The organism is Beduini sp., assembly GCF_047239305.1.
In the GTDB taxonomy this organism is placed as follows: Bacteria; Bacillota_I; Bacilli_A; order Erysipelotrichales; family Coprobacillaceae; genus Beduini.
In genome coordinates this window covers 408,848-432,572 of the sequence record NZ_JBKTEM010000001.1, presented here as the reverse complement: position 1 = coordinate 432,572, position 23,725 = coordinate 408,848, and the positions used below count along the sequence as shown (strand labels likewise).

Here is a 23,725-nt window from a genome sequence, read left to right as displayed (position 1 = left end):
CAAGTTAAATTACAAGGAATCTAAGCAATAAATTTTACTTCCACTAAATAACTATTGTTTGTTGAAGCATAAATAGCATTAATAATTTTAGCAACTTCGCCAGCTTCACCATTTTCTTTTTTTATCGTGACTTTGATGACCTTGTTGTTAATCTCAACAAATGCATCATTATATCCCATATCTTTTACTTGTTTAGAAAGTGTTTTCTCTAATTCTTTGTTTACATTGACCATATCAATATTTTCTAACGCTTCACTCACTTGGTCGATATTGCTATCTGTTGATGCGATAATAGCGTTATATCCTGCTACTTCAGAGTTATGACGTTCATCCAGGTCAGACTTCATTGAATCAAAATCCGCTTCTTTGTTTTCCTGCTCTTGTTCCTGTTCTACCGGTTCACTGACAGGTAATGTATTTTCAATTGGTGGAAGCAAGATATAATACACAGATAACATCAAGATAAGACTGAATAGGGATAAAAAAGTTAACGCTTGCTTGTTCATAATATTCTCCTTTCTATGTATGACAATACAATATATGTAGAAAGTTTGAGAATATGAAAAAAGAACTTCATTTTTGAAGTTCTTATGCTCTACCTTGGTATTTTCCGTCTACTGTACTTACAATAACCATTTCGCCTTCACTGATAAATAAAGGAACTTTAATTTGGAAACCAGTTTCAATTGTAGCATTTTTAGTCGCTCCAGTAGCAGTATCGCCTTTGACAGCTGGTTCAGTTTCTGTGATTTGGAAAGGAACATTGATTGGCAATGATAATCCCAACACTTCTCCTTCAAAGCTTGTCACTTCGACTTCATCACTCGGTTTTAGAAAATTGATTTCCCATTCTAAATTGGCAGCAGGAATTTCGATTTGTTCATAAGTTGCATTATCCATGAATACTAATTCAGATCCTGTGTCATATAAGTATTGCATTTTATTTTTATCAATATGCGCTTTTGCAACTTTTTCATTACCACCAAAAGTTGTTTCAGTGGTAGAACCCGTACGCATATTTTTCATTTTTACTCTAACGTTTGCAGCAGAACGAGCTGTTTTATTATGGCTTGCTTCAAGTACAACAAATAAATTTCCTTCATATTGGAAAGTCATACCTGGTCTTAAATCACCGACATTAATCATTTTATACTCTCTCCTTTACTAAATAATTTAAGGTTTCCCTCAACATTGATTGATTATATCAAATTTTTTTGATTTAGTGAAGATAATATGATAAAAGAATATAAAAAGTTTGTTAAAAGAAAGGTAAATGCCGAAAAAGGATCTAAAATAAAGAAACCACTTAGCCATTGTACAAATAAGATGAGAATAGCCATGAGTATACTTAATAAATAGCGATTGCATTTCAGCGTCTTTAAAAGTTGTGTGAAAAGATAGCTAAGAATTAATCCAATCACGATAAAAATAAGGAACTGCAGCCAATGCATCTCATATGCAAATTGAATTGGTAAAAAGAAATAATCGATTGTAAAAAACAACAGCCAAATCAAATAACTGTAGATTGAAAGATAAAATAGATACATCATATCACCCAATGTTATTATGACCAAATTTATTGGTTTAAAGCATTAAATTATTTTTGTATCGTAAAAAGATAATGCAGCTGATCCCCATTGTAGTATTGTGCCATAAATTCTTTTTCTTTATGCATCCCAATCGCTTTAGCAACTTTTATTGATGAAACATTATCCGCTTTTATAATGGAATGGACTTTTACTGCATTCAGCAGATTAAACGCATAACGTTTACATCCTTCTGCCGCCTCTTTGGCATAACCATGATGCATAAATCGCTTTTTAAGCAGATAACCGATTTCCAGCACTTCTTCCTTCATACATTTTTGAAGGGTTAGTCCTGCCTGCCCGATCATCTCATTTGTCTCTTTTAGAATGATTGCCCATAATCCAAAACCGTCTTTATGATAGCGGGCAAGCTGGCGATCCAGCCAGATCTGAACATCCGTGTCACTAAACTCATGTTCATAAGCATACATCACTTTTGGATCTTGCAACATCTCCGATAAATCCTTTTCATCTTCACGTGTCATTTCCCTTAAATACAAACGTTCTGTTTCTAAAATCATCATTTCTCCCTCACTCTTGTCTTCCCATTATAGCAGCCTTCCATAATTTCTTGTTCTTTTTTCTAATTATGGTATATATTCACTGCTGATCATACATTTATTTTCTAAATCATACTCCAGCTCCCATCTATAACATGCATCAAAACAGATTCTGCTGTTTAAAACTGAACGGTCATCTGCAGCAGAAATTGTATAAGTAATCTGAACGTTTGAATTTTCTATCGTTTGGCTTTCATTTGTATGAAGATGTGACATGAAATACGAATAAAGAATAAGCTCAGCTGCTTTTTGTTTTTCCAGTAATAAACTTTGCCGAAGAATGTTTAGGTTCAGTTGATAATAGTGCGCAAAAGAAAACGTAATACCACTTAAAACCAGCAGCAAAAATAAAACATTTTTTAATACAAAGCCATTTTTATTCACTATCATAATATACTCCTATGATTCTTCGATCTGCTTTTTCACCCTGATAGACAGTAAGATAAATATAATCTCTAACTTCAAAACAGAGCCGGTCAACATCATATAAGTAGATTTCATAGCCATCTTTTTTTACTAAGCGATTTTGATCAAGCGAAAGTGTAAACCATTGCTCATCTTTATAATATCGAAGCTGCTCATGATCGGTTGAAATATCCTTTGCCAGCATTAATTCATTTTGCAGCTGTTTAAACATGATTTCCTTATCTGTCATCGGCTTTTCAATGGGCTTAATTTGATGTAACAAAGACATTCCTGTAAAACAGAGTGTCAAGACGATGCTGGCTGTCATTAATGAAAACAAGGTTTCAATTAAGGTAAAACCTGAGTGATTGCCCATTCTACATCATCCACTGGCAAAAAAAGCTGTTCCAGTCCGTTTTCTATGACGTCTATTTTTTCTTGATAGCTGCCTATTGATTCACTCATTCCTTTTTTTATTAAAACTATGCCTTGAATTAAGCTAACTGCCACTAAAGAGAAAAGTGAAAAAGCAAACAATGTTTCAATCATTGTGAATCCCCTATTCAAAATAAAACCTTCCGCTGCCTAACTGAAAAACACATTTATGTCCCTCCAGAACAATTGTTGTCGCATGATTAATATGCCCTAATGCATTAAAGGTCACGCCTGTTGCTTCTAATTCTATTCGTGTCTTAGATAACATTGCCTGTAATTGAGTATGATAAATCTTCTGTCGCCATTGATCCTGTGTTTCAATAAAATTTCCTGAGTAATGCATGTTGGGTAGAGCAAGGAATAACATCATCACGATAATGCTTAAACTAAATAAAGATTCAATCATCGTGAACCCGGACTTAGCTGACATAGGCTTGTCCGTTACTTAAATAAATCGCCTTTCCATTTGGACAGGTGCGCTGGTTTTCATTTAAATAAGTTCCGCTTCCATCAATTAATACATCGATCGATCCAGGAAATTCCCCCGTATTCAATTCATAAAGTAAAGCCTGAGAATTGACCACTTCTAAAAGTGCTTCGCAGCCTTTATCTTTGACTACCTTATTTTTACTGGTCACATTAGGAATGACAACCAGCAAAACAATCATCATGACAGCGATCACAAATAAAGATTCAATAAGTGTAAATCCTTTTTTCATTTTTATTCCCCCTTATATTTTATCTAGCATATTCATCATGGGAAGGATCATCCCACTGTAGATTCCTACAATATAAAGCCCTATAAATCCATACAAAATAGGCAATGCCCCTTGGATAACTTTGTGCACCGTTGTCTTTATTAGCAGGACACTAGTTTCATAATACTGATCAAGTAGCGAATATGGTGAATGTCGAGATAAGGACAACATAAAGACTAGCTTAAAATAGGAATCGAAATATAGAAAGGATTCTATAATTTCTGTCAGTTCTGTTCCAGTTTTTACTTTTTCAATAAGCTCAAATGCCATCATCTGCAAATGTAAATCTTTTATTCTTTGAGAAATCATATCAAGAATCGTATGCAAGTCGTACCCAAGATATAAAAATTCTTTATAATAAAGACAAAATTTAATAGAAAAGTATTTTTTTAACACAATGCCAAATGGCCAGTAATGAAACCATTTTTCTAATTCTTTAAAATTTCCACCGTTTAATTGTTTGATGAACCATACAACAATTCCCCCTGCCGCAATGAAAATAACGCATACAAGAAAAGGAAAGGCAAAAAGAAGCTGCATTAACCATTGCTGAATAGGACTAAATTGGATATCAAATGAAGAAAAGAACTGCTTAAACTGCGGCTGCAAATAAAAGACCGCAATAAACGAAAAACTGATGACTCCCCCTAGCAAAAGAGTTGGATAAATAAAAGCTTTTATGATTTCTTGTTTTAAAGCGTCTTTTTGTCTGCATAGATCAATTGCCTTTATAAGTGCCTGATCTAAGGTATCCCGATACAAATAAAAGGTGAAAAACTCCTTAAAAAGAATATCATCATACAAAAGATCAGTTTTTTCTTCAATTGCCTTTCCTTGTTTTAATTCATTAAGCAGTTTTAAAAGTGAAGGCTCCTTAAATAGCTGATAACACATCAGCAAAGCTTCATTCAAGGGATATTGCTGCTTAACAAACTGAGACAATGTTTCAATCATCAAATAACGTTGATTTAAATTCACTGTTTTCATAATCTTCAATTCTTGTCTCCCCTGCCTCAATCGATGCTTTAATATGGGCAATGAAATCTTTATATATGATTTCTTGTCTGGATAAAACCTGCTGGATAGTAATAGCATCAATCCATTCATAGATAGAAAATGCCTTTTGCTTAGAATAAATCAGACGCTGAGACATCACATATTGCAAAGTATCCCTTAAATCCAAATCGCTTACTCCTAAGTTTTTAAGACGATGGAGGGCTCCCAAACAGTTCTTTGAATGCAGTGTAGACAATACTAAACAGCCTGTCAAGGCACAGCGAACCGCCAAAGCTGCCGAGGATTCATCACGAATTTCACCGATCATGACGACATCCGGATCATGACGTAAAATCTGTTTAAGAGAATTGTCAAAATTAATACCAGCATCTAAATTCATTTGTATTTGAACAAAAGTTGGCTCCACAATTTCAATGGGATCTTCCATCGTAATAATATGTACCCTTCCTTTTTCAAAAATACGATGCAGCAAAGCATGCAGTGTAGTTGATTTTCCTTCCCCGGTAGGACCGCATACAATCACCAAGCCGCTTTTTAATGTTGTGATATGTTCCAAGGTATGTCGTGCCTTCGAATGCAAAGACAACTCTTTTATATCCAATAATCGCCCGTGATGCAGTACACGAATAACAATGTTTTCACTGTGCATTGTAGGAATGCTGCTGACTCGAAATGAATAGTTTTTTTGATTCAAATAATATTCAAACTGTCCTGTATGTGGAGTTAAGAGATAATTTAAATCAATGTTTCCTAAAAATTTTATATAATTAATTAAATTTCTTCCAACAGACTGCTCATATTCCCTAAAAGGACATAATTTTCCTTGCTGTCTGAATTGAACAATTGTTTTGTTTTGCATTTTATTTAGATGAATATCCGTTACATTCATCTTTAATGCTGACAGCAAAATCTTTTCTAACAGTTCTTCCATTTTCCTCCTCCCCTTATACTTTACTATTCCAAGGATTTCGCTATTTTTCTTATTTTATATTTTGTATGGTACCTTAATAAAAGGATTGAATAATCCCATATGGACTGCTATACTAAAAATGAAATATGTAAGGGAGGGGTTATTGTGAGAACAATGACAAATTATATCCGCCCCTATCTTTTAAGGATGGGGTACGGGTTTGTCATCAAATTTTTTGGTACTATCATGGATTTGCTTTTGCCATGGATCTTGGCTTATGTGATCGATGATGTCATTCCGTTAAAAAACATACAAATGATCTTTGTTTGGGGAGCAATTATGATCGTTTGTTCTATCTTGGCTTTATGGGCAAATATATTTGCCAACCGCAAAGCCTCCGGAGTAGCACGTGATTTTACCCGCGATGTGCGCCATGACTTATATGTAAAAGTAACAGATCTTTCCAGTAAACAGCTGGATGAATTAACCATTCCGTCACTTGTGTCACGTTTAACAACCGACACCTACAACATGCATCAAATGGTTGGAATGATTCAGCGTTTAGGCGTTCGCGCTCCTATTTTAATCTTGGGCGGTGTGGTAATCACAATGACACTAGAACCGGTTTTATGCATGATCCTTGTGGCGACACTTCCATTCATCGGCTTGACCGTCTACTTAGTATCAAGAAAAGGTGTACCCATGTTTTCATCTTTACAGCGCTATATTGATCAGTTAGTCAAAGTGGTTCGTGAGAATGTAACCGGTATTCGTGTTATCAAGGCATTATCTAAAATTAACTATGAAAAGAAACGTTTTGAAAAAACAAATCAAACCGTAGTAGATCAGGAAACGAAGGCAAATTATACAATGGCTCTGATCAATCCAATCATGAATATTCTTTTAAACGTAGGATTAGTTTTTATTATTATCGTCGGTGCCCAAAGAGTCAATGCAGGTATTAGTGAACCTGGTAAAATTGTAGCATTTCTAAGTTATTTCACAATTATTCTGACAGCGATGATGAATATTACCCGTTTATTTATCATTTATTCTAAAGCAAGTGCTTCTGCAGATCGTATCGAAGAAGTTTTATTAAAGACAAAAGATCTTCAAATAAAAGATATACCTGTACAAGACAGCGATTACTTTATTGAGTTCAATCATGTTGATTTTTCTTTCAATAAAAAAGAGCTTGTGTTAAAAGATATTGATTTTCATTTAAAGAAAAATCAAAGCTTGGGAATTATAGGTGCAACAGGAGCCGGAAAGTCGACTATTATACAATTATTAATGCGTTTTTACGATGTGAACTCAGGCAATATTTTAATTAATGGGAAAAACATTCAAGCTATCGATGAAAAAACATTGAGAGAAATGTTTGGTGTTACTTTTCAAAATGATACCATTTTTAGTGATAGTGTCTCTGAAAATATTCGCTTTGGACGCACTTTAAATAATGAGCTGATCAGCTTTGCTGCTCAAAATGGAATGGCTTCTGAATTTATTGAAAACTTGAATGAGCAGTACGATACTCATCTTGAAGCAAAAGGTGCAAATCTAAGCGGCGGACAAAAACAAAGAATATTGATTAGCCGCGCTTTAGCCGGACATCCGGAAATTTTAGTCTTAGATGATGCATCCAGCGCTCTTGATTATAAAACTGATGCCTTGCTTCGTCAGGCGATTGTGAAAAATTATCCTGAAACGACACTAATTATGATAGCTCAGAGGGTGAGTTCAATCATGCAGCTGGATCATATCCTCGTACTTGAAGAAGGAAAGATTCTCGCACAGGGAAATCATGCCTATTTAATGCAGCACTGTGATGTCTATCGTGAGTTAGCCGTTTCACAGATGGGAGGTCAGATTTATGAAGTTTAATGCTCCTAAATCCGCAAATCAAAAGGTACTGCAAAAACCTAAAAACACAAAATATGTATTAAAAAAGCTGAGTCAATATCTGCTTCATTTTAAATGGATGATCCTGCTCGCTGTTATTTTAGCCATTATCAGCAATGTGCTGGCTTTATTAGGTCCCATGCTGTCAGGGAAAGCGGTTGATTCCGTCGAATTTGGCAAAGGGATGGTGGACTTTCAAACGGTATTTTATTACTGTTTTATCATGGTGATCTTCTATGTCCTTTCCTCAATTTTTTCTTATATATTATCTATTTTAATGGTCAAAATATCTCAAAAAGTCGTTTATCAGATGCGAAGAGATGTATTCAATCAGTTGATGAAATTACCAATCGGTTATTTTGATACCCACGCTACAGGAGATATTATTTCTAAAATATCCTATGACATTGATACAATCAATACTTCATTATCCAATGATCTAATTCAAATTGTTGCCAGTTTAATCACTGTCATCGGATCATTGAGCATGATGATTGCGATCTCTCCTACTTTACTTTTGGTATTCTGCGTCACTGTACCGCTCTCTATTGTGCTTACTAAATATATGACAGGCAAAACCAGACCGATGTTTTCTAAGCGTTCTATGGCATTAGGAGAATTAAATGGTTTTGTTGAAGAAATGGTTTCCGGACAAAAAACGATCACGGCATATCATCAGGAACATAACATGATCCGACGTTTTGATGAACAGAATGAAAATGCTGTAACGGCATATTATCGTGCAGAATATTATGGCAGCATGGTAGGTCCAACTGTCAATTTTGTCAATAATCTTTCTTTATCTTTAATCAGTGTGTTTGGGGCTATCTTATTTTTAATGCAGCATCTTTCTTTAGGAGACATCACGTCCTTTGTATTATATTCCAGAAAATTCTCTGGTCCCATTAATGAAGCAGCGAACATTGTAGCTGAGCTGCAGTCTGCTTTAGCGGCAGGAGAACGTGTATTCAAGCTTATTGACGAGGCTCCGGAGCTAGAAGACTGTAAGGATGCCATTGCACTAGAAAACGTTCAGGGAGCCGTTGCCTTTCATCAAGTCGATTTTGGCTACACAAAAGATCGCCCTATCCTTAAAAAAGTTAGTTTTGAAGCGAAACCAGGACAAACCATCGCAATCGTTGGTCCAACCGGAGCTGGGAAAACTACAATTATCAATTTGCTGATGCGTTTTTATGATCCGTTAAGCGGGGAAATTTTGATTGACGGACAAAATATCCAGTCCCTGACTCGAGAGAGTCTGCGCAAGAGTTTTTCTATGGTGCTACAGGATACATGGCTGTTTGAAGGCAGTATTTTTGAAAATATTGCTTATGGAAAAGACAATGCCACCTTAGAGGAAGTCATGAACGTTGCTAAAGCCGCGCATATTCACACTTTTATTACTCAATTACCTAATGGATATGATACAATCTTATCAAACGATGGTGTCAATATATCAAAAGGGCAAAAGCAGCTGCTGACAATTGCCCGCGCTATGCTTTTAGACAGTAAAATTTTAATTTTAGATGAAGCGACATCCAATGTTGATACACGTACCGAACGTCAGATTCAAGCTGCCATGCTGTCTTTGATGGAAGGAAAAACATGCTTTGTCATTGCCCACCGTTTATCGACAATTCAAAATGCTGATTTGATCCTGGTTGTGCAAGAAGGAAACATCATTGAACAAGGAACTCATGATGAATTAATAGCATTAAATCAATTCTATGCCTCATTGTATCAGGCTCAATATTCATAGGAGGAACATATGACAGTCAATATAAACGCAATTAAACAGATCCAATCACAGCTTAACCATCAAACATTGGTTGCTGCCACAAAATATGCCGATATTTCAGATTTGCGTAAATTATATGCGGCAAAAGTTTATTGCTTTGGTGAAAATAAGGTACAGGATTTTTTAAGCAAGCAGGAGGCTTTGCAAGATTTACCGATTCATTGGCATTTTATTGGTACATTACAGCCTAATAAAGTAAAATACATTATCGATAAAGTGGAACTGATTCACTCGGTAGATACTATTCGTTTATTAGACGAAATTAATAAACAAGCCAAAAAACTTCATAAAACAATGGATGTTCTTTTGCAGGTCAACATTTCTCATGAGGAAACAAAACATGGCTTTAATGCACAAGAGATTGAAGAAGTTATTTCTTATATTAAAAATAATCTCCCCAATGTTCATCCTATCGGATTTATGACAATGGCACCTCACACAGCTCCCGAAGCGACACGTCCTGTTTTTCACTCGTTAAAAGATCTTCAAATATCAATACAAAAAAGCCATCCGGAGATGGTTGAATTATCGATGGGGATGTCTAATGACTATCCAATCGCTTTAGAGGAAGGCAGTACAATCGTTCGTATCGGCAGTCTTCTTTTCAAATAAAAACGACTTGGTTTAATGGCCAAGCCGTTTTTTTCAGATAAATAAATGGTCAAACATTTGCCGGAATGTGTATATGACGTTTAATTCTATTTTGAAGTTCTGGATACTCTTCTCTATAGTAATGTCTTGTGATTTTAGCAATCTGTTCCGTTTTTCCATTTTTCAAATGCAGTAAGATTGCTTTTCCCGCACTGCTGAAGAACAGATCGCCCACCACTTCTTCACAAAAATCAATATCCTCATAAGGAATCACTTTTTTACGCAAGTCCCCAACAACTAAATAATGATCGGTTAAACGCACATTCATTAATTGATAGGTGCTGTTTTTTAGTTCTTCCTGCAGATTAGGATATAATTGTTGGACACGACGTTCATTAACGATACAGAGCACCACCGTCACCACAATACCAATAAACAAAATCCACTGCCAACAGCCCGCTAGATAATTTACCATAACGACCCCTCCTATTTTTAAAGACCTTTATTTATCTTTCTATAATCATTATAACACAAAATAAAAATATTTTAAATAATATTAATAATAGTGTTGTGATAATTTAAAATAGGATTATGATTAAAGAAAGAAGGACTGCTTTGGAGGGGAAATAAATGAAAAAAAATATATATGAGTGAATCTGTGTTTATTAACAGTACAAATAAGAAGCAAAGCGTGGGATTAGGACTTTTTAAGAAAACAGCTATCCTAGTTATTATACCTACTTTCAAAAGGATTACATTTGTCTTTGCGCCAATCCAACATCAAATTTTATGAATCTTCACTACCAAGATTTAAACAAAATAGAGCTTTCATTGTGCAGTCGCTTAAAGAGCGCAAGTCCCCTGCCCTTCCCTAATTTCTATTATTTAGTTGACCTGATCCTCTATACACATACATTAGAAATCCATATTGAGATACATACTGATGCTTTTATCCTCGAATTATATGAATATTTAAAGAATAAACACGTAAATATAGACGATCCTTTTAAACTGATGTCACTATCAAACCACTCTAACACGTTTAAGGCATCGTTCATCAATTTTTGCATGCATCATTTTGATGATCTGGCAACGCTTTATCACCTTGATCATCCTCGAAAAACAAACAATTATTTATGCAGATAAACTATAGAAAAATAAAAGCAGTTGCACTTAGAAAGACGGTCTTGTCTTTTTAAGCGTACCTGCTTTTATGATTTTACTGCTATGATCTTTATTCTTTTACTTCTTTAAATTTAAATTTAACTCTTGGCTGAACAAACTGCATCATACACATTTCGTATTCCGGAATATGTCCTACAATATTCTTTCTTTCATCGGCTGGCATATCCTGCAGAATAATATGCAGTTCGCCTTTATAATGACCGTAAAGATCATTTAAAATAACGACATCTCCACGTTTTAAATCGGTTGTGTTATGATGAGGCTTAATAGATTCATCTTTGTAAACAACACGTGGCATTGTTGAACGCGCCATGTATTCTGACATATCCCCTCTAACATTATTAGGGTAATCAAAAATGATTGTTTTTTCAGTATCACACAATCCTTCGTTTAAGACAATACCTAAAGTCAATTTCTTTTGATCGATTTCACTTAATGATTTTAATTCTTCTTCCGTTGCATAGGCATTGGCAATAATCACATCATCAATGTATCCGGTCGCAAATAAATGTCTTGCCTGAGCATCGATTGGCAAATCACGATGCGCTTCTAATGTACATAATCCTTCATAAACATCCCAAGGTCCATATGTGTTTTCTGCTTGGCTAGAAACAAAAGCTGCCACTTTAATTCCGTATTTTTTCATTTTCATGCTTGATTCTCTTAGTCTCGCTTCTCCCACTCCCGTATATCTTTGCGGATAGAAATTATGACAAGAGATCAATTTAGAAACATCCGGCAGGTTTGCCATGATTTGATCGATATAGTAGGTTGTATCACCGGCATTCAGTTCGATTTTCAACCCTTCCGGATTATACGTCATACGCGCTTCTACTGCTCCGTTGAATCCTTCGTCTAAACGGAATCCGGCAGCCCCGATTTCTTTAAAGAAAGATAAATCATCATAAGTTATGTCTAGCTTATCAAATACGCTAGGTGCAACATCAACAATGACTTCCATTCCTAAATCGTTTGCACATCCAATCAATTCTTTAAATTCATTTTTCACTTCTTCTTTTGGCTTATCTACAGACAACAGGCAAGTAAACACACGTTTAAACCCGTATTTTGCTGCTAGCTCTAAATACGCCTTATCCTTTTCCAAAGTAGAATGTTCAGGATAAATTGAAATTCCTAATAGTCCCATAATATATATACCTCCGCTCTCATTATAGCATTATTTTACGCATAAAAAACAGGAAATTTCATAAAAATAATGATAGGAGGTCATTATGGTAAAATTCGCTATTTATACATTTCTTGGTTTCTGGATGGAATCCATCTATGTATCCATTTATAAAAAAGAAATCTACTTTTCTGGTTTGCTGAAAGGACCGTTTATTCCTCTTTATGGTTTTGGTGCACTCATCATCTTAGGAATTGCTCCCTTTGCTCATAATAATTTTGATTTATTTTTTTATTCAATGATCGCTTGTACATTCATCGAATATTTAACTCATTTCTTTTTACAATATGATGCTCAAATCCAAATCTGGGATTATACTGTTTTTAATCAGCGTTTTTCAAACCGTATTTGTATGTTCTATTCTTTAATTTGGGGTATCTTAGGGATATTATTAGTCAATATTATCGATCCTTTTATTACCCAATGTTTAAGTATCTTTCATCCTACTTTATTAAATGTTGCAGCTTTTTTCTATGTCATGTATATTTTATATCAGTTCTACAACCATCATTTTCAACATTAAAAAGGGCAAAACGCCCTTTTTAAAATTCTCTATTCATATAATACTGTAAATGTCCTTTAATCCAAACAAATGCCTGTTCCTCTTTGTATTTCGTCCTCACGACACGAGAAGCACTGAAATATTTCTCCATAAAGGCATGCGGTGCTTTCTTCACTGTTTTCACATGTGTTTCCACACAGTTCTTAATCAATTGATTGGCATATGCTAAGCCTTCATGTTTAAGCCCGTCATATTCAGCAAGTACGATTACTGCCGGCGGCATCTGCTGCAGCTGCTCATCACTTGCCTTGATCGGAGAAATGAACGGAGATGAAGGATCCTGATCCCCGGCATATCTTTCCTTAAACATTTCCATGAACTTAGGTCCGATTGATCCGGATAACTGTTCTTTTTCATATGAATCACTTACTAAATCCAAATAAGGATAATTCATGACTTGCAGACATACCTTAAACGCTTTGGTTTCATTAGCTTTCATACATACTGTCGTTGCTAGATTGGCTCCGGCGCTGTGCCCCAATGTCATCAATTTATCCGGATTGATCTGATATTCATTGGCACGCTGATAAAAGTGAAGCATTGTTTCGTAAACTTCATTTAGCTGTGTTGGATAAGGTGCTTTTGTTGTTAATGTATACTCAATAGAAACAACATTAACATCTAATTCATTGCGCAGACGATGACACATGATGGCATCACTGGTAGCACTGCCGAACATGAAGCCACCGCCATGCATTTCGAATATTACCGGACGATTTGCACTTTTCGCTTTGTAATATAATACATCAACATGATGTTGATCTACAGGTATACTCAATTTTTGATAATACATACATTCCTCCTATAATTTCTTTAATAATGCTTTTAAAACTTCAAACATTTTTTCAAATGATGCAATATTCATTTTTTCGTCTGGAGTATGTGCTCCTTCACAGTGTGGTCCCATTGTCACAATATCAAGTTCTGGTATCAACCCTTTTAAAATTCCTGTTTCCAAACCGCCGTGACTAGCTAAAGTTACCATTTCTGCATTTAATTCTTCTTTGACAACTTCCTTGAAGATGGCACGCATTTCTGATTTTTCTTCATAATTCCATCCAGGATAGTCAGCCATATTTTCAACTTGAGCACCTAATATTGTCGATAACACTTCAATTTCATGAGAGAGTTCTTCTTTAGCGCTCTTTATAGGACTGCGAATCGAAAAGTAGCATTTCAAAGCGTCTTCGTCAATAGCTAAAACACCTAGATTCAAAGAAACCGTTGTTAAGCCTTCGATAACCATGCTTTTCGCTTTGAATCCGTTAGGAAGTAAATACACTAAGGCTATCGCTTCTTTTGAACTATTTTCGTCATAGCAGTACTCCGCCGTTTTTGAAAGTTGTTTTAAAGTAAAATGAAATTCGGGATCACTGAATTCAAGTTCTGTCTTTATCTGTTTTTCAGTTTCTTTGAAAATTTTATCCATCATCTTAATTGATGTATCGCAAGTAAACGTGATGACACATTCACGAGGAATCGCATTTTCCTTCAATCCCCCTGTAACATCTACTAAACCAATAGGAAACTGAACATTTAGATTTTGCAGCATTCGGAACGCTAATTTATTTGCATTTCCACGTTCTTTATTAATATTCCCACCTGAATGCCCGCCTAAAAGTCCACCTACGGCCAATTCAAATGTATTATTGGTATTAATCACTTTATTTAATGGCTTAGTAACGATTGTGCGACGTCCACCTGATGAAGATACGCAAGTGACTACTTCTCCGCCAGTATCCATTCCAATCATACGTTTAACCGGTAAATCCTCAGCTTTTAAATGGCTGGCTCCAAACAATCCCACTTCTTCTTGAACTGTAAACACACACACTAATGGCGGATGTACGATCGTTTTACTTTCCAATACTGCCAGCATGTAGCTGACGGCATAACCATCATCTGCGCCCAATGTTGTTCCCTTTGCTTTCAGCCAGCCGTCTTCTACATAGAGTTGTAAAGGATCGTGATCAAAATCATGTTCACAGTCGTTGTTTTTCTCACAGACCATATCGATATGCCCCTGCAGCATGACTGATGGATGATCTTCATAGCCCTGTGTTCCTTGCTTATACATGATGACATTCCCCATATCATCCTGCTTATATTCAAGCTGATGTTTTAAAGCAAACTGAACTAAATAATCACTTAACTGCTGTTCATGATAAGAACCATGAGGAATTCGGCTGATTTCCTCAAAATATTTTAAAATAGGTTGATTATGATCTAACACATTCATCTTATGACCTCCCTTGTCTGATGACATTATAGCATAACTTTTTATAAAATTTATGATTTTACATAAAAGAAAAACAGTCCTGAGACTGTTTAACGATCTAACTCTTCAAAGGGAATGCTCATTAATAAAGGATAAGCCTTTTCTTCATCTTTAATACGGATGCTCAGTTCTCTTTCACCACTGTCTTTTTCTTTAAAAGTAATGGTATATTCATAATACCCCTCTTCATGATCTCTGAACGAGCGAATAATCTCCCCAAAATTAATGAGATTTTGTTTATAATAAACCGATTTTCGGTTAAAATAGATGCCCCCGATTGTATAATCCAAAATCACATAATAAAGCGCAACCGGCAAGACAACCGCTGCCGCATTAAATGTGTAGATATTCAAAGCTACCATGCAGTAAAGCCTGTAAGCCACATACACCACATTGGCAGTAACAATGGCGATATACAGTATTTTTTTAGTGTTAGAGAAAGAATAATAACGTTTCCACTTTGGCATTTTCTTTTTAATACGATTCATCTTAAAAGTTTTCCAACCCAGATCAAAGATCATCGCAGCATATAAAAATAAATCAATTACATCATAAAGCGTCAATTAAATCACCTGCTCAATCAATATTGGTCTTTCTGTTTTTTCAGAAGAGATCACATAACTCTTTATTACCATATCCTCTAATTCTAAAATATCTTTATGATTTGAATACATATAAAGTAATGGCTCACCGAGTTCTACAGCATCTCCTGTTTTTTTATTCAACACTAACCCTACTCCATGGTCAATAGTATCTGCTTTTGTTTTTCGTCCGCCGCCAAGCATCATACAGACTTCTCCTAAAATAAGCGAATCCATTTCTTGAACATACCCGCTTTTAGGACTGGCAACAGCAATCTTATAGGGTGCCAACAAAAATTTTTGAGGATCATCAATATAGCTTGTATCCCCATGCTGATAAGCCACCATTTCCTTTAGTTTATTTAGTGCCTGCCCGTTTTTAATTTGTTCCTGTAATTTTTCTTTTCCTTCTTCAACAGTGTCTGTAATCCCCGCCTGAACAAGCATATGGCTCCCGGCGTTTAAACATAGTTCCAATAAGTCCGAAGGTCCCTGCCCATTTAGACATTGGATAGCTTCCATCACTTCTAAACTATTTCCAATAGCATTTCCCAAAGGTTCATTCATATTGGAAATCATGGCTTTCGTATTTTTATGAAAGGATTCTCCAATCTTAATCATGCAGCGTGCTAATTTTTCTGCATCACTGACATTCTTCATGAATGCCCCTTTACCATATTTAACGTCTAATAAAATCGTATCTGCTCCACTGGCTAGTTTTTTAGACATGATAGAAGAAGCAATCAGTCCGATTGATTCAACTGTCCCCGTTACATCACGCAGGGCATACATCTTTTTATCAGCGACTACTAAATCTTGATTTTGACCAACGATTGCCAAACCGATTTCTTCTACTTGACGATGAAAATCTTCAATGCTGACCTCTATTGTAAATCCCGGAATAGATTCCAGTTTGTCAAGCGTTCCGCCTGTATGTCCTAATCCACGTCCGGACATTTTAGCGACTTTGGCATTACAGCTTGCAACTAGCGGTCCTAAGACGAGGGACGTTTTATCACCTACTCCGCCAGTAGAATGCTTATCCACTTTGATTCCGCTGATGCTGCTTAAATCAATGACTTCCCCGCTGTGAATCATCGCCTCGGTAAGATAATACAGTTCCTCCTCATCTAAACCCTGAAAGCAGACAGCCATTAAAAAGGCACTCATTTGATAATCAGGAATAGATTCATCACAATAGCCTTTTATGATAAAATCGATTTCTGCTTTGGTTAGCTTTTCGCCTAATCTCTTTTTATTGATTAAATCGACCATTCGCATCTTCGATTTCCCCTTTCTTTATTATTCAAAACATTCACCTACTATAAAAGGATGATGTCCGTTCATTAAATCTTTAACCAGCATTTTTCTTTTTCCTTCTAACTGTATTTCTGTCAGAAGATAAACACCGTCTTCTACCTTAACCCCAATAGCATCTTTAAACAATTTAACGATTGTTCCATTTTTCTCATGCCCATGATGCTTCATTGCATTTTCACAAACATGCGTTTTCCCAGCCCAAAGTTTCACTGTTTTACCTTGATACGTCGTATATGCTCCCGGCCATGGATTTAACCCGCGAATCTTACAATCCACTAAAAAAGCTGTGGTCATAAAATCAACATGCTCCTGTTCGTGTTTAATGATTGGTGCATATGTGACTTGTGATTCATCTTGTTGAATGTGTGGATTCGTGCCATCCAAAATTGAAGGCAGCACTTCCATCAGCAATTCAGCCCCAACATGACTTAAACGTTCATACAAGCTGCCGACCGTATCTTCACTATAAATCGGTTCTTTTTTTGAAGCGATCATATCTCCGGCATCCATCTTTTTTACCATGTACATAATCGTTACACCGGTATGATCATTCCCATCAATGATGGCCTGATGAACCGGAGCACCTCCACGATATTTTGGAAGCAGTGACGCATGAACATTGACACAGCCTAATCTTGGCGCATCTAAAACCACCTGCGGAATAAGCTGCCCATAAGCTGCCGTAATAATCAAATCTGCTTTCTCATCGATAATCAGCTGATAATCCTCTTTAATGCGATTCGGCTGAAAAACAGGAATTCCATGTGCCAACGCCACTTCTTTAACTTCCGGCATTTTGACTTCTTTTTTTCTTCCTACTTTTCTATCAGGCTGAGTAACAACAAGCACTATATTATACTTCTTTTCAATTAATTTTTCCAAAACCGCCTGTGAAAAGGTAGCGGTTCCCATAAAGATAATTCGACTATTTTCCATTTTAACACCTCACTAAAATTATACCATAATTTTATTATGTACTCTATCTATTTGATTATCGGTTAAATAAAAAGCATCCTGAGATGCTTAAAACTGATAGTGATAAACACAGACCGGCTGTGTACTTTCTTCATCAATCATAAAATGTAGAGTGAAGCCACACTTTTCCATTACTTTGCATGAACCGATATTTTCTTTGCAAATATAAGAAACAATCTCTTTTATGGGGAATGCTTTTGCTGTTTTGATCAGCATTTTCAATGCTTCACTGCTATAGCCGCCATTCCAGTATTTTTCATAGCTCATGACAGATAAGCTATAGCTTGCCTTTTGTGAATCAATAAGAGTCAAACTGATATAGCCGATAAATGCCCCTTCTTCTTTATGGATAATGGCATACGCATAATTTTCATCATTCAAATACATAGCTAACAGCTTTTTTGTTTCATCAATGGATTTATGTTTGCCATGACGCATATATTTCGCTATATTCTCGTTATGATATAAAGCATAAAGATGATCTAAATCATCAGCCGTTAATTTTCTTAAACGAATTCTTTCTTCCATATTACTTCTCCTTGGTAAATCCATATTCATTATAATAAATACTATTGAGATGATTCTCGATTGCCTGTTTTCGATCATCAATCAAATTTTCCGGCAGTGCATCAATCGCGAACCATTTTATTTCCGAACATTTTTCCGGTTCATTGACACAAGGAATTCCCTGATATTTTTCGGCATAAAAATAAAAGTTAAAATAGCCGGATTCATCACTCACTAACTTTTTATGAACGATCGAGCTGAACTGCAGCTCTTCTTCTGCAATTTCAATACCTAATTCCTCTTTAGCTTCTCGGATCATCGCTGTTTTTGCAGATTCATTTTTTTCAATATGCCCGCTGGCTGCAAAATCATAGTATCCATCCATATACCCCGTATTTTGTCTTTTCTGTAATAATATTTCTAATTTTCCGTGATTCCATCTTCCTAGAATCAGCATACTCGCTGAAGGCGTTTTAAATCTTTCCATTCTTTCACCACCTAAGTCTTTATTATACAACAAATTAAGTTATTCGCGAATACTTTTTTGATTAACTAAATAGAGCTTTTGCTTTTTGAGAATGAGTGCTTCTTCTATGGACGCTGCAACCGCAAAACAGCTTCCCAATAACATCACTCCGTCTATTACTGTACCACTTAACAGATAGATAGGAATGAAAAAAGCTAATAAAAAGCCAGTGATTTTATTTAAATACGTATGCATCATATTCCATTGATAAAATTTAAGATACGTATAAATAAAGTTGAATAGACGAATAACAAAACAAAAAGTAATGATGATGACGATATAAAAGGGAAACGTGATCTTCCATTGAAACACAACAAGATAGATGTTTGTTGTTAGAAAGAGGAAATCAGCTAAACTGTCTAATCGTGCTCCTAATAAGGTTGTGCATTTTAATTTACGGGCTAAATAGCCATCCAGCAGATCGCTTAAAACACATAAGCCATAAAAACTCAAAAAGAGGAAGTGGTGGTCACACAGTCCTAACAACAGAAGACTTAACCCAATACGACTAAGTGTTATCAGATTAGGCAGCTGACATGTCATTTTCGTCGTTTAAACAGTAGTGAAGGACATCATCGATATCAATATAATGGGTATCCTGTTCATGACGTGCCTTTATTTCGACTTGATGCTCGGCAATACTTTTTCCTACGGTAATTCTTAATGGAATTCCCAGTAAATCGGCATCATTAAATTTAACCCCGGCACGTTCATTACGGTCATCCAATAAAACCTCTGCATGTGCTTTTTTAAGCTGAGCATACAGACTTTCCGCAGTCTTGATTTGCTGCTCATCTTTCATGTTCATGATCAGAATCGTCACTTGGTAAGGGGCTACACTTTTAGGCCAGATAATCCCTTTATCATCATGATGCTGTTCAATGACTGAAGCAAGTACTCGACTGACTCCAATGCCATAGCACCCCATAACAAGTGGCTGAGATTTCCCGTTTTCATCTAAAAACTGAGCATTCATCGCTTCTGAGTATTTGGTTCCCAGTTTAAAAATATGTCCAACTTCCGTTCCTCTTGAAATTTCTAACGGAGCTTGACAATGGGGGCAATGATCATTTGCCTGAACTAAACGGAAGTCTCCGACCACTCCTTCAAAATCTCGGTGATAGTTGACATTTTGATAATGGCAGTCATCCTTATTGGCTCCTGTGATCATATTTTCAATGCCAGGCACTTCCGCATCAACCAATAAATGATCGGCTTCAAGCCCGATTGGTCCTGCGAATCCTATTTTGGCATGTGTACAAGCTTGTACTGTTATTTCATCAGCTAAAACAATGTCTTCTGTTAAATTCAAATAATTCTTTACTTTAGTGTCATTAACTTCTCTGTCTCCTCTAATCATCACAGCGATGGTTTGCTGATCGGCGGTATAAATTAACGTTTTGACCGTTTTTTTGAAATCAGTATTAAAAAAAGCGGCTACTTCTTCAATCGTATGCACATTAGGAGTTGCTACTTCCTGCAATTCTAATGGGTTCGTCATTGCTTCAGTTTCTAGATACGAGACTGCTTTTTCAATATTAGCTGTATAATGGCAATTAGGACAATGGACAATATCATCTTCCCCTACCACAGAAGGCACCATGAATTCCATCGAATTGCTTCCCCCGATACTTCCAGAATCAGCTTCTACACCGATGGCTTTAAGACCGCATCGTTCAAAGATCCGCTGATAGGTCTCTTTCATAACCTGAAAAGAGTGATCTAACCCTGCCTGATCCTTATCAAAACTGTAGGCATCTTTCATTAAAAACTCTCGTGAACGCATCATGCCATAACGCGGTCTGATTTCATCGCGATATTTCGTTTGAATCTGATATAGATTCATTGGCAGCTGCTTATAAGATTTAATTTCCTGTCTGGCTATGGCAGTAAAGACTTCTTCATGAGTAGGTCCTAAACAAAATTCATGATTATTTCTATCTTTTAATCGCATCAATTCCGGACCATAAGCCTGATAGCGACCGGATTCTTCCCAAAGCTCACTGGGAATCAAAGCAGAAGTCAGGATTTCCTGAGCCCCGGCATCATTCATTTCATCACGAATGATCTGTTCGATCTGGCGTAAGGCTTTTAAACCCAACGGCAAGTAATTATAAACTCCTGATGCCATCTTTCTGATCAGCCCGGCTTTCAGCATCAAACGATGGCTTTCAATTTCAACATCACCACTTACTTCTCTAAGTGTCGGCATTAACATTTTAGACATTCTCATTTTTCTTTCCTCCATTTAATAAAAAAATCCGCCCCACATAGGGCGAATAATCGCGGTACCACCTAATTTTATCACTTCATTGATAACGGAGTTTCCTCCGGCCGAAGCAACTCAAAAGCAGGTTCAAAACAAGTATTAGCTTTCAGCCATGGCTAATTCTCTGAGGGTTTGTTTCTACTATTCTTTTTCATTGTTTTTATCATTTTATAGAACTTCTTCCTTTTTGTCAACTCTTATAAAATAGCGACACCGAAATTCTGCACCTCATAGATGGCACTGAAAGTCGCAATATCGACTGTCTCATTTTTTCTAGTTACCGGATCATTATAATAAATGACTCCTAAATCTTCATCTACTCCCGTCAGACATACGGTATGCGTATTTCTAAAGCCATTGCCCCAGTCAAACTGCTGCCACTCAATCGGTTTAAAATAGGCAGTTGCCCATATCACAACCGGATTTCCTGCCAACAGCTGATTAATCACGCCCTCTGTACCCGTACCGCTGATATCCAACGCCTTACCATACTGATTTGCCCAAGGTGTAAAAGCGCTTGGGAAAATAGCCGGTAAAATATCGTAGCGGTGCTGATCAAAAACGGTACCTACAAACCCATGATGCGGATTATTATCAGGAGATTGTGGTGTTGTCGAAATAAAAGATACACAATCCATATCTGAGACATATCCTTTATAACGCAGCGCCATATATAAGGATACCGATTCGCAGCCTACCGGTGCTCCTAAAGCAAACTGATTATAATAAGGAACATCCATTAAAATTGACCGTTTCCTATCTGTCACATGAGTCACATAATGTTGAGAACCATCTTCATTGCTGATGATCTCAGAACTTGCTTCCTGATTATCGTTAACGAAGATACATGTCACCGGTACTTCCAAGACCGTTTCATTTTGTGCAACGTCTTTGCTTATCACTTTAAGCATGTAAGTTCCTTCAGTCTGATAGTCGATTTGACTCTCATCAAAAATGATCGGTTCTAATTCATTGAGATCCTGTGTATTAAAATAAGGACTGTAATCCAGTGATGTTCCTAGCGGAATCTCAACACTGCTTAACCCACTTAGTTGTGGTGCGGTTGTATCTTTGATTTCCACGGTAAAATGTACAGTTTCTTTTAAATAAGTGATCGTTCCTTCATAGCTTCCTGTCATTACATAGGTCTTATCTCCTTTGGTAACATAGCGGTCTTCAGGAATCGACAACGCCAAAGTAGTCTCTTTGATTTGTTTTTCATCTAATTTTTCTACATCTAAATAGGTTTCTAACTCTTTTGGAATCTGTTCCCCTAATTCATAGGTAAACAAATTCTGCTTCAAAACAAGCTTCGGCTTCTTCTCACATCCAAACAGTAAAGCACTGCAGATGATCAATGCCAAGATCCCATATTTTTTCATGCTTCATTCCCCTTTACTTCTAACATCATATCATAAACAAGAAAAAAATCAGAGATATTTTTATATCTCTGAAAGAATCTATTTCACGATCCGTTTGATCATCTCATAGCAGCTATAGCCGATAAAGATGCTGAGAGGAACCATGATGCAGGCTTTTAATATACGAATCAATAAAGAAGCGATCCACGGAATGCCATACATGGTTTGCAGCCAAAACGGCGTTAACAGAAAATTTATAAAAACTTCTAAAACAACAACGATGACCATCCAGTTCAATAAATCTGTCTGCGACACAGCATCGAGTTTTTTTCGAAGATATTGACATATTAGTATCATCAGAAGACTGACACCTACACAAAGAAGTACAGTTCCGATTTTAATTGATGATGTGATCATTATGATCTCTTTTGAGACCGTTATGCTGTTGAGCGTACAAACATAAACAGACGCTCCGATTGATAGAACCAGCATTCCAGCATAAAGACCATAGATAATCTGTTTTTCACTAAAATGACGCTGATGTTTCATCCATATTGCTGGAATCAACGGTCTTAGAACAGAATTCAATGTAAAGCCTAAAAACGGAAAACCATTCGGGGCAATAACCAGACCAATCACATCCACAGCCAGTCCAATTAAAAAAGCATAGCTAGGGCCCAAAAGCATACCGCCAATAACTAAAGGCAGGGTTTCAAAGCCAACTTGCAGACTGGGAAATCCAAATAATGGAATCATCAGTGAAAAACGTTTCAGCACAACAGCCAATACAACAAAGATTGCTGCTAAGCTGATTTTTTTAGTATCCGCCTTAAACGGATCTGTTTTAAAAACAAAAAATCCAATTACCAGTAAAATAATAAACACTATAATTTGTACAAACATACATTTTTTGCTACTTTGAAAAAATGTGTCGCTTCCTGCTTCACCGTGTTGCTACTCCACAGGCGTTAATTCCGATATTTGCATACCGTACATTCTTTTCAATCTAGGTT

Annotated in this window: 27 protein-coding genes and 1 other annotated feature; of the genes, 4 read left to right on the top strand and 23 right to left on the bottom strand. The window is 36.2% G+C overall.

The features are described 5' to 3' along the window. Positions 1–20: 20 nt before the first annotated feature. The 10 genes from ACLRVU_RS02280 to ACLRVU_RS02235 all read right to left on the bottom strand — a co-directional run bounded on the left by ACLRVU_RS02280 (position 21) and on the right by ACLRVU_RS02235 (position 5,692). Positions 21–506, bottom strand: a complete 486-nt coding sequence (locus ACLRVU_RS02280) for a SpoIIIAH-like family protein (RefSeq protein ID WP_147549271.1) — start codon at positions 504–506, stop codon at positions 21–23. An 82-nt stretch (positions 507–588) separates the two neighbouring features. Continuing rightward, positions 589–1,146 (bottom strand): elongation factor P, encoded by a 558-nt coding sequence (gene efp / locus ACLRVU_RS02275; RefSeq protein ID WP_147548743.1) that lies wholly within the window; start codon positions 1,144–1,146, stop codon positions 589–591. 451 nt (positions 1,147–1,597) lie between these two features. Continuing rightward, positions 1,598–2,110, bottom strand: coding sequence for a GNAT family N-acetyltransferase (locus ACLRVU_RS02270; protein ID WP_412890510.1), 513 nt, complete (start codon positions 2,108–2,110; stop codon positions 1,598–1,600). A gap of 63 nt (positions 2,111–2,173) precedes the next feature. Continuing rightward, on the bottom strand, positions 2,174–2,536 hold the full coding sequence (locus tag ACLRVU_RS02265) for a hypothetical protein (protein WP_412890509.1): 363 nt from the start codon (positions 2,534–2,536) through the stop codon (positions 2,174–2,176). After that, the gene (locus tag ACLRVU_RS02260) at positions 2,523–2,927 is read right to left on the bottom strand and encodes a competence type IV pilus minor pilin ComGF (RefSeq protein ID WP_412890508.1); all 405 of its coding nucleotides are present in this window, start codon (positions 2,925–2,927) and stop codon (positions 2,523–2,525) included. Before ACLRVU_RS02260 ends, ACLRVU_RS02265 begins: the two co-directional genes overlap by 14 nt. Further along, complete coding sequence (locus ACLRVU_RS02255; RefSeq protein ID WP_412890507.1) at positions 2,900–3,100, bottom strand: hypothetical protein; 201 nt, start codon at positions 3,098–3,100, stop codon at positions 2,900–2,902. Before ACLRVU_RS02255 ends, ACLRVU_RS02260 begins: the two co-directional genes overlap by 28 nt. A gap of 10 nt (positions 3,101–3,110) precedes the next feature. Next, the gene (locus ACLRVU_RS02250) at positions 3,111–3,416 is read right to left on the bottom strand and encodes a prepilin-type N-terminal cleavage/methylation domain-containing protein (protein ID WP_412890506.1); all 306 of its coding nucleotides are present in this window, start codon (positions 3,414–3,416) and stop codon (positions 3,111–3,113) included. Further along, on the bottom strand, positions 3,406–3,705 hold the full coding sequence (comGC, locus tag ACLRVU_RS02245; RefSeq protein ID WP_147548733.1) for a competence type IV pilus major pilin ComGC: 300 nt from the start codon (positions 3,703–3,705) through the stop codon (positions 3,406–3,408). Before comGC ends, ACLRVU_RS02250 begins: the two co-directional genes overlap by 11 nt. Before the next feature lie 12 nt (positions 3,706–3,717). Continuing rightward, a complete protein-coding gene (locus ACLRVU_RS02240) occupies positions 3,718–4,740 on the bottom strand; it encodes a hypothetical protein (RefSeq protein WP_412890505.1) in 1,023 nt (340 codons plus the stop codon). Continuing rightward, positions 4,691–5,692 (bottom strand): ATPase, T2SS/T4P/T4SS family, encoded by a 1,002-nt coding sequence (locus ACLRVU_RS02235; RefSeq protein ID WP_412890504.1) that lies wholly within the window; start codon positions 5,690–5,692, stop codon positions 4,691–4,693. The genes ACLRVU_RS02240 and ACLRVU_RS02235 overlap by 50 nt, the downstream gene beginning before the upstream one ends. Before the next feature lie 153 nt (positions 5,693–5,845). Here ACLRVU_RS02235 and ACLRVU_RS02230 point away from each other — a divergent pair, with 153 nt between their 5' ends. Genes ACLRVU_RS02230 through ACLRVU_RS02220 form a run of 3 tightly spaced genes read left to right on the top strand, consistent with a single transcriptional unit; the run spans position 5,846 to position 9,983 of the window. Beyond that, positions 5,846–7,555: an ABC transporter ATP-binding protein gene (locus tag ACLRVU_RS02230; RefSeq protein ID WP_412890763.1), complete on the top strand. Its 1,710-nt coding sequence runs from the start codon at positions 5,846–5,848 to the stop codon at positions 7,553–7,555. Beyond that, complete coding sequence (locus ACLRVU_RS02225; protein ID WP_147548726.1) at positions 7,545–9,332, top strand: ABC transporter ATP-binding protein; 1,788 nt, start codon at positions 7,545–7,547, stop codon at positions 9,330–9,332. Before ACLRVU_RS02230 ends, ACLRVU_RS02225 begins: the two co-directional genes overlap by 11 nt. A 9-nt stretch (positions 9,333–9,341) precedes the next feature. Then, positions 9,342–9,983, top strand: coding sequence for a YggS family pyridoxal phosphate-dependent enzyme (locus tag ACLRVU_RS02220; protein WP_147548724.1), 642 nt, complete (start codon positions 9,342–9,344; stop codon positions 9,981–9,983). A 49-nt stretch (positions 9,984–10,032) separates the two neighbouring features. On the opposite strand, the gene ACLRVU_RS02215 is transcribed toward ACLRVU_RS02220, so the two are convergent. Continuing rightward, positions 10,033–10,437 carry a hypothetical protein gene (locus ACLRVU_RS02215; RefSeq protein ID WP_412890503.1) on the bottom strand — a complete coding sequence of 135 codons (405 nt, stop codon included), beginning with the start codon at positions 10,435–10,437 and terminating at the stop codon, positions 10,033–10,035. A gap of 759 nt (positions 10,438–11,196) precedes the next feature. Next, positions 11,197–12,294, bottom strand: a complete 1,098-nt coding sequence (locus ACLRVU_RS02210) for a DUF871 domain-containing protein (protein ID WP_412890502.1) — start codon at positions 12,292–12,294, stop codon at positions 11,197–11,199. Between the two features lie 85 nt (positions 12,295–12,379). Here ACLRVU_RS02210 and ACLRVU_RS02205 point away from each other — a divergent pair, with 85 nt between their 5' ends. Continuing rightward, entirely contained in the window at positions 12,380–12,856 is a 477-nt protein-coding gene (locus ACLRVU_RS02205; RefSeq protein ID WP_412890501.1) for a putative ABC transporter permease, read from the top strand. A gap of 19 nt (positions 12,857–12,875) precedes the next feature. On the opposite strand, the gene ACLRVU_RS02200 is transcribed toward ACLRVU_RS02205, so the two are convergent. From ACLRVU_RS02200 to ACLRVU_RS02150, 11 genes are all read right to left on the bottom strand, one after another. Then, positions 12,876–13,688, bottom strand: coding sequence for an alpha/beta hydrolase (locus ACLRVU_RS02200; protein ID WP_412890500.1), 813 nt, complete (start codon positions 13,686–13,688; stop codon positions 12,876–12,878). 9 nt (positions 13,689–13,697) lie between these two features. Next, positions 13,698–15,134 (bottom strand): beta-Ala-His dipeptidase, encoded by a 1,437-nt coding sequence (gene pepD, locus ACLRVU_RS02195; RefSeq protein ID WP_412890499.1) that lies wholly within the window; start codon positions 15,132–15,134, stop codon positions 13,698–13,700. An 89-nt stretch (positions 15,135–15,223) separates the two neighbouring features. After that, on the bottom strand, positions 15,224–15,736 hold the full coding sequence (locus ACLRVU_RS02190; protein ID WP_147548711.1) for a hypothetical protein: 513 nt from the start codon (positions 15,734–15,736) through the stop codon (positions 15,224–15,226). After that, positions 15,737–17,035, bottom strand: coding sequence for a pyrimidine-nucleoside phosphorylase (locus ACLRVU_RS02185; protein WP_147548708.1), 1,299 nt, complete (start codon positions 17,033–17,035; stop codon positions 15,737–15,739). It lies immediately after the preceding gene. 21 nt (positions 17,036–17,056) lie between these two features. Next, positions 17,057–18,010, bottom strand: coding sequence for a methionyl-tRNA formyltransferase (gene fmt, locus ACLRVU_RS02180; protein ID WP_147548706.1), 954 nt, complete (start codon positions 18,008–18,010; stop codon positions 17,057–17,059). An 87-nt stretch (positions 18,011–18,097) separates the two neighbouring features. After that, a complete protein-coding gene (locus ACLRVU_RS02175; RefSeq protein ID WP_412096665.1) occupies positions 18,098–18,577 on the bottom strand; it encodes a GNAT family N-acetyltransferase in 480 nt (159 codons plus the stop codon). 1 nt (position 18,578) lies between these two features. After that, complete coding sequence (locus ACLRVU_RS02170; protein WP_147548702.1) at positions 18,579–19,043, bottom strand: NUDIX domain-containing protein; 465 nt, start codon at positions 19,041–19,043, stop codon at positions 18,579–18,581. A gap of 39 nt (positions 19,044–19,082) precedes the next feature. Further along, complete coding sequence (locus ACLRVU_RS02165; RefSeq protein ID WP_147548700.1) at positions 19,083–19,625, bottom strand: CDP-alcohol phosphatidyltransferase family protein; 543 nt, start codon at positions 19,623–19,625, stop codon at positions 19,083–19,085. Continuing rightward, positions 19,606–21,315 carry a proline--tRNA ligase gene (locus ACLRVU_RS02160; protein WP_147548698.1) on the bottom strand — a complete coding sequence of 570 codons (1,710 nt, stop codon included), beginning with the start codon at positions 21,313–21,315 and terminating at the stop codon, positions 19,606–19,608. Before ACLRVU_RS02160 ends, ACLRVU_RS02165 begins: the two co-directional genes overlap by 20 nt. Positions 21,316–21,350: 35 nt before the next feature. Continuing rightward, positions 21,351–21,515: a binding site (T-box leader), on the bottom strand. A 33-nt stretch (positions 21,516–21,548) separates the two neighbouring features. Beyond that, positions 21,549–22,733, bottom strand: a complete 1,185-nt coding sequence (locus ACLRVU_RS02155) for a C39 family peptidase (protein ID WP_412890498.1) — start codon at positions 22,731–22,733, stop codon at positions 21,549–21,551. Positions 22,734–22,811: 78 nt separating this feature from the next. Continuing rightward, positions 22,812–23,615 carry a folate family ECF transporter S component gene (locus ACLRVU_RS02150; protein ID WP_412890497.1) on the bottom strand — a complete coding sequence of 268 codons (804 nt, stop codon included), beginning with the start codon at positions 23,613–23,615 and terminating at the stop codon, positions 22,812–22,814. Positions 23,616–23,725: the final 110 nt, after the last annotated feature.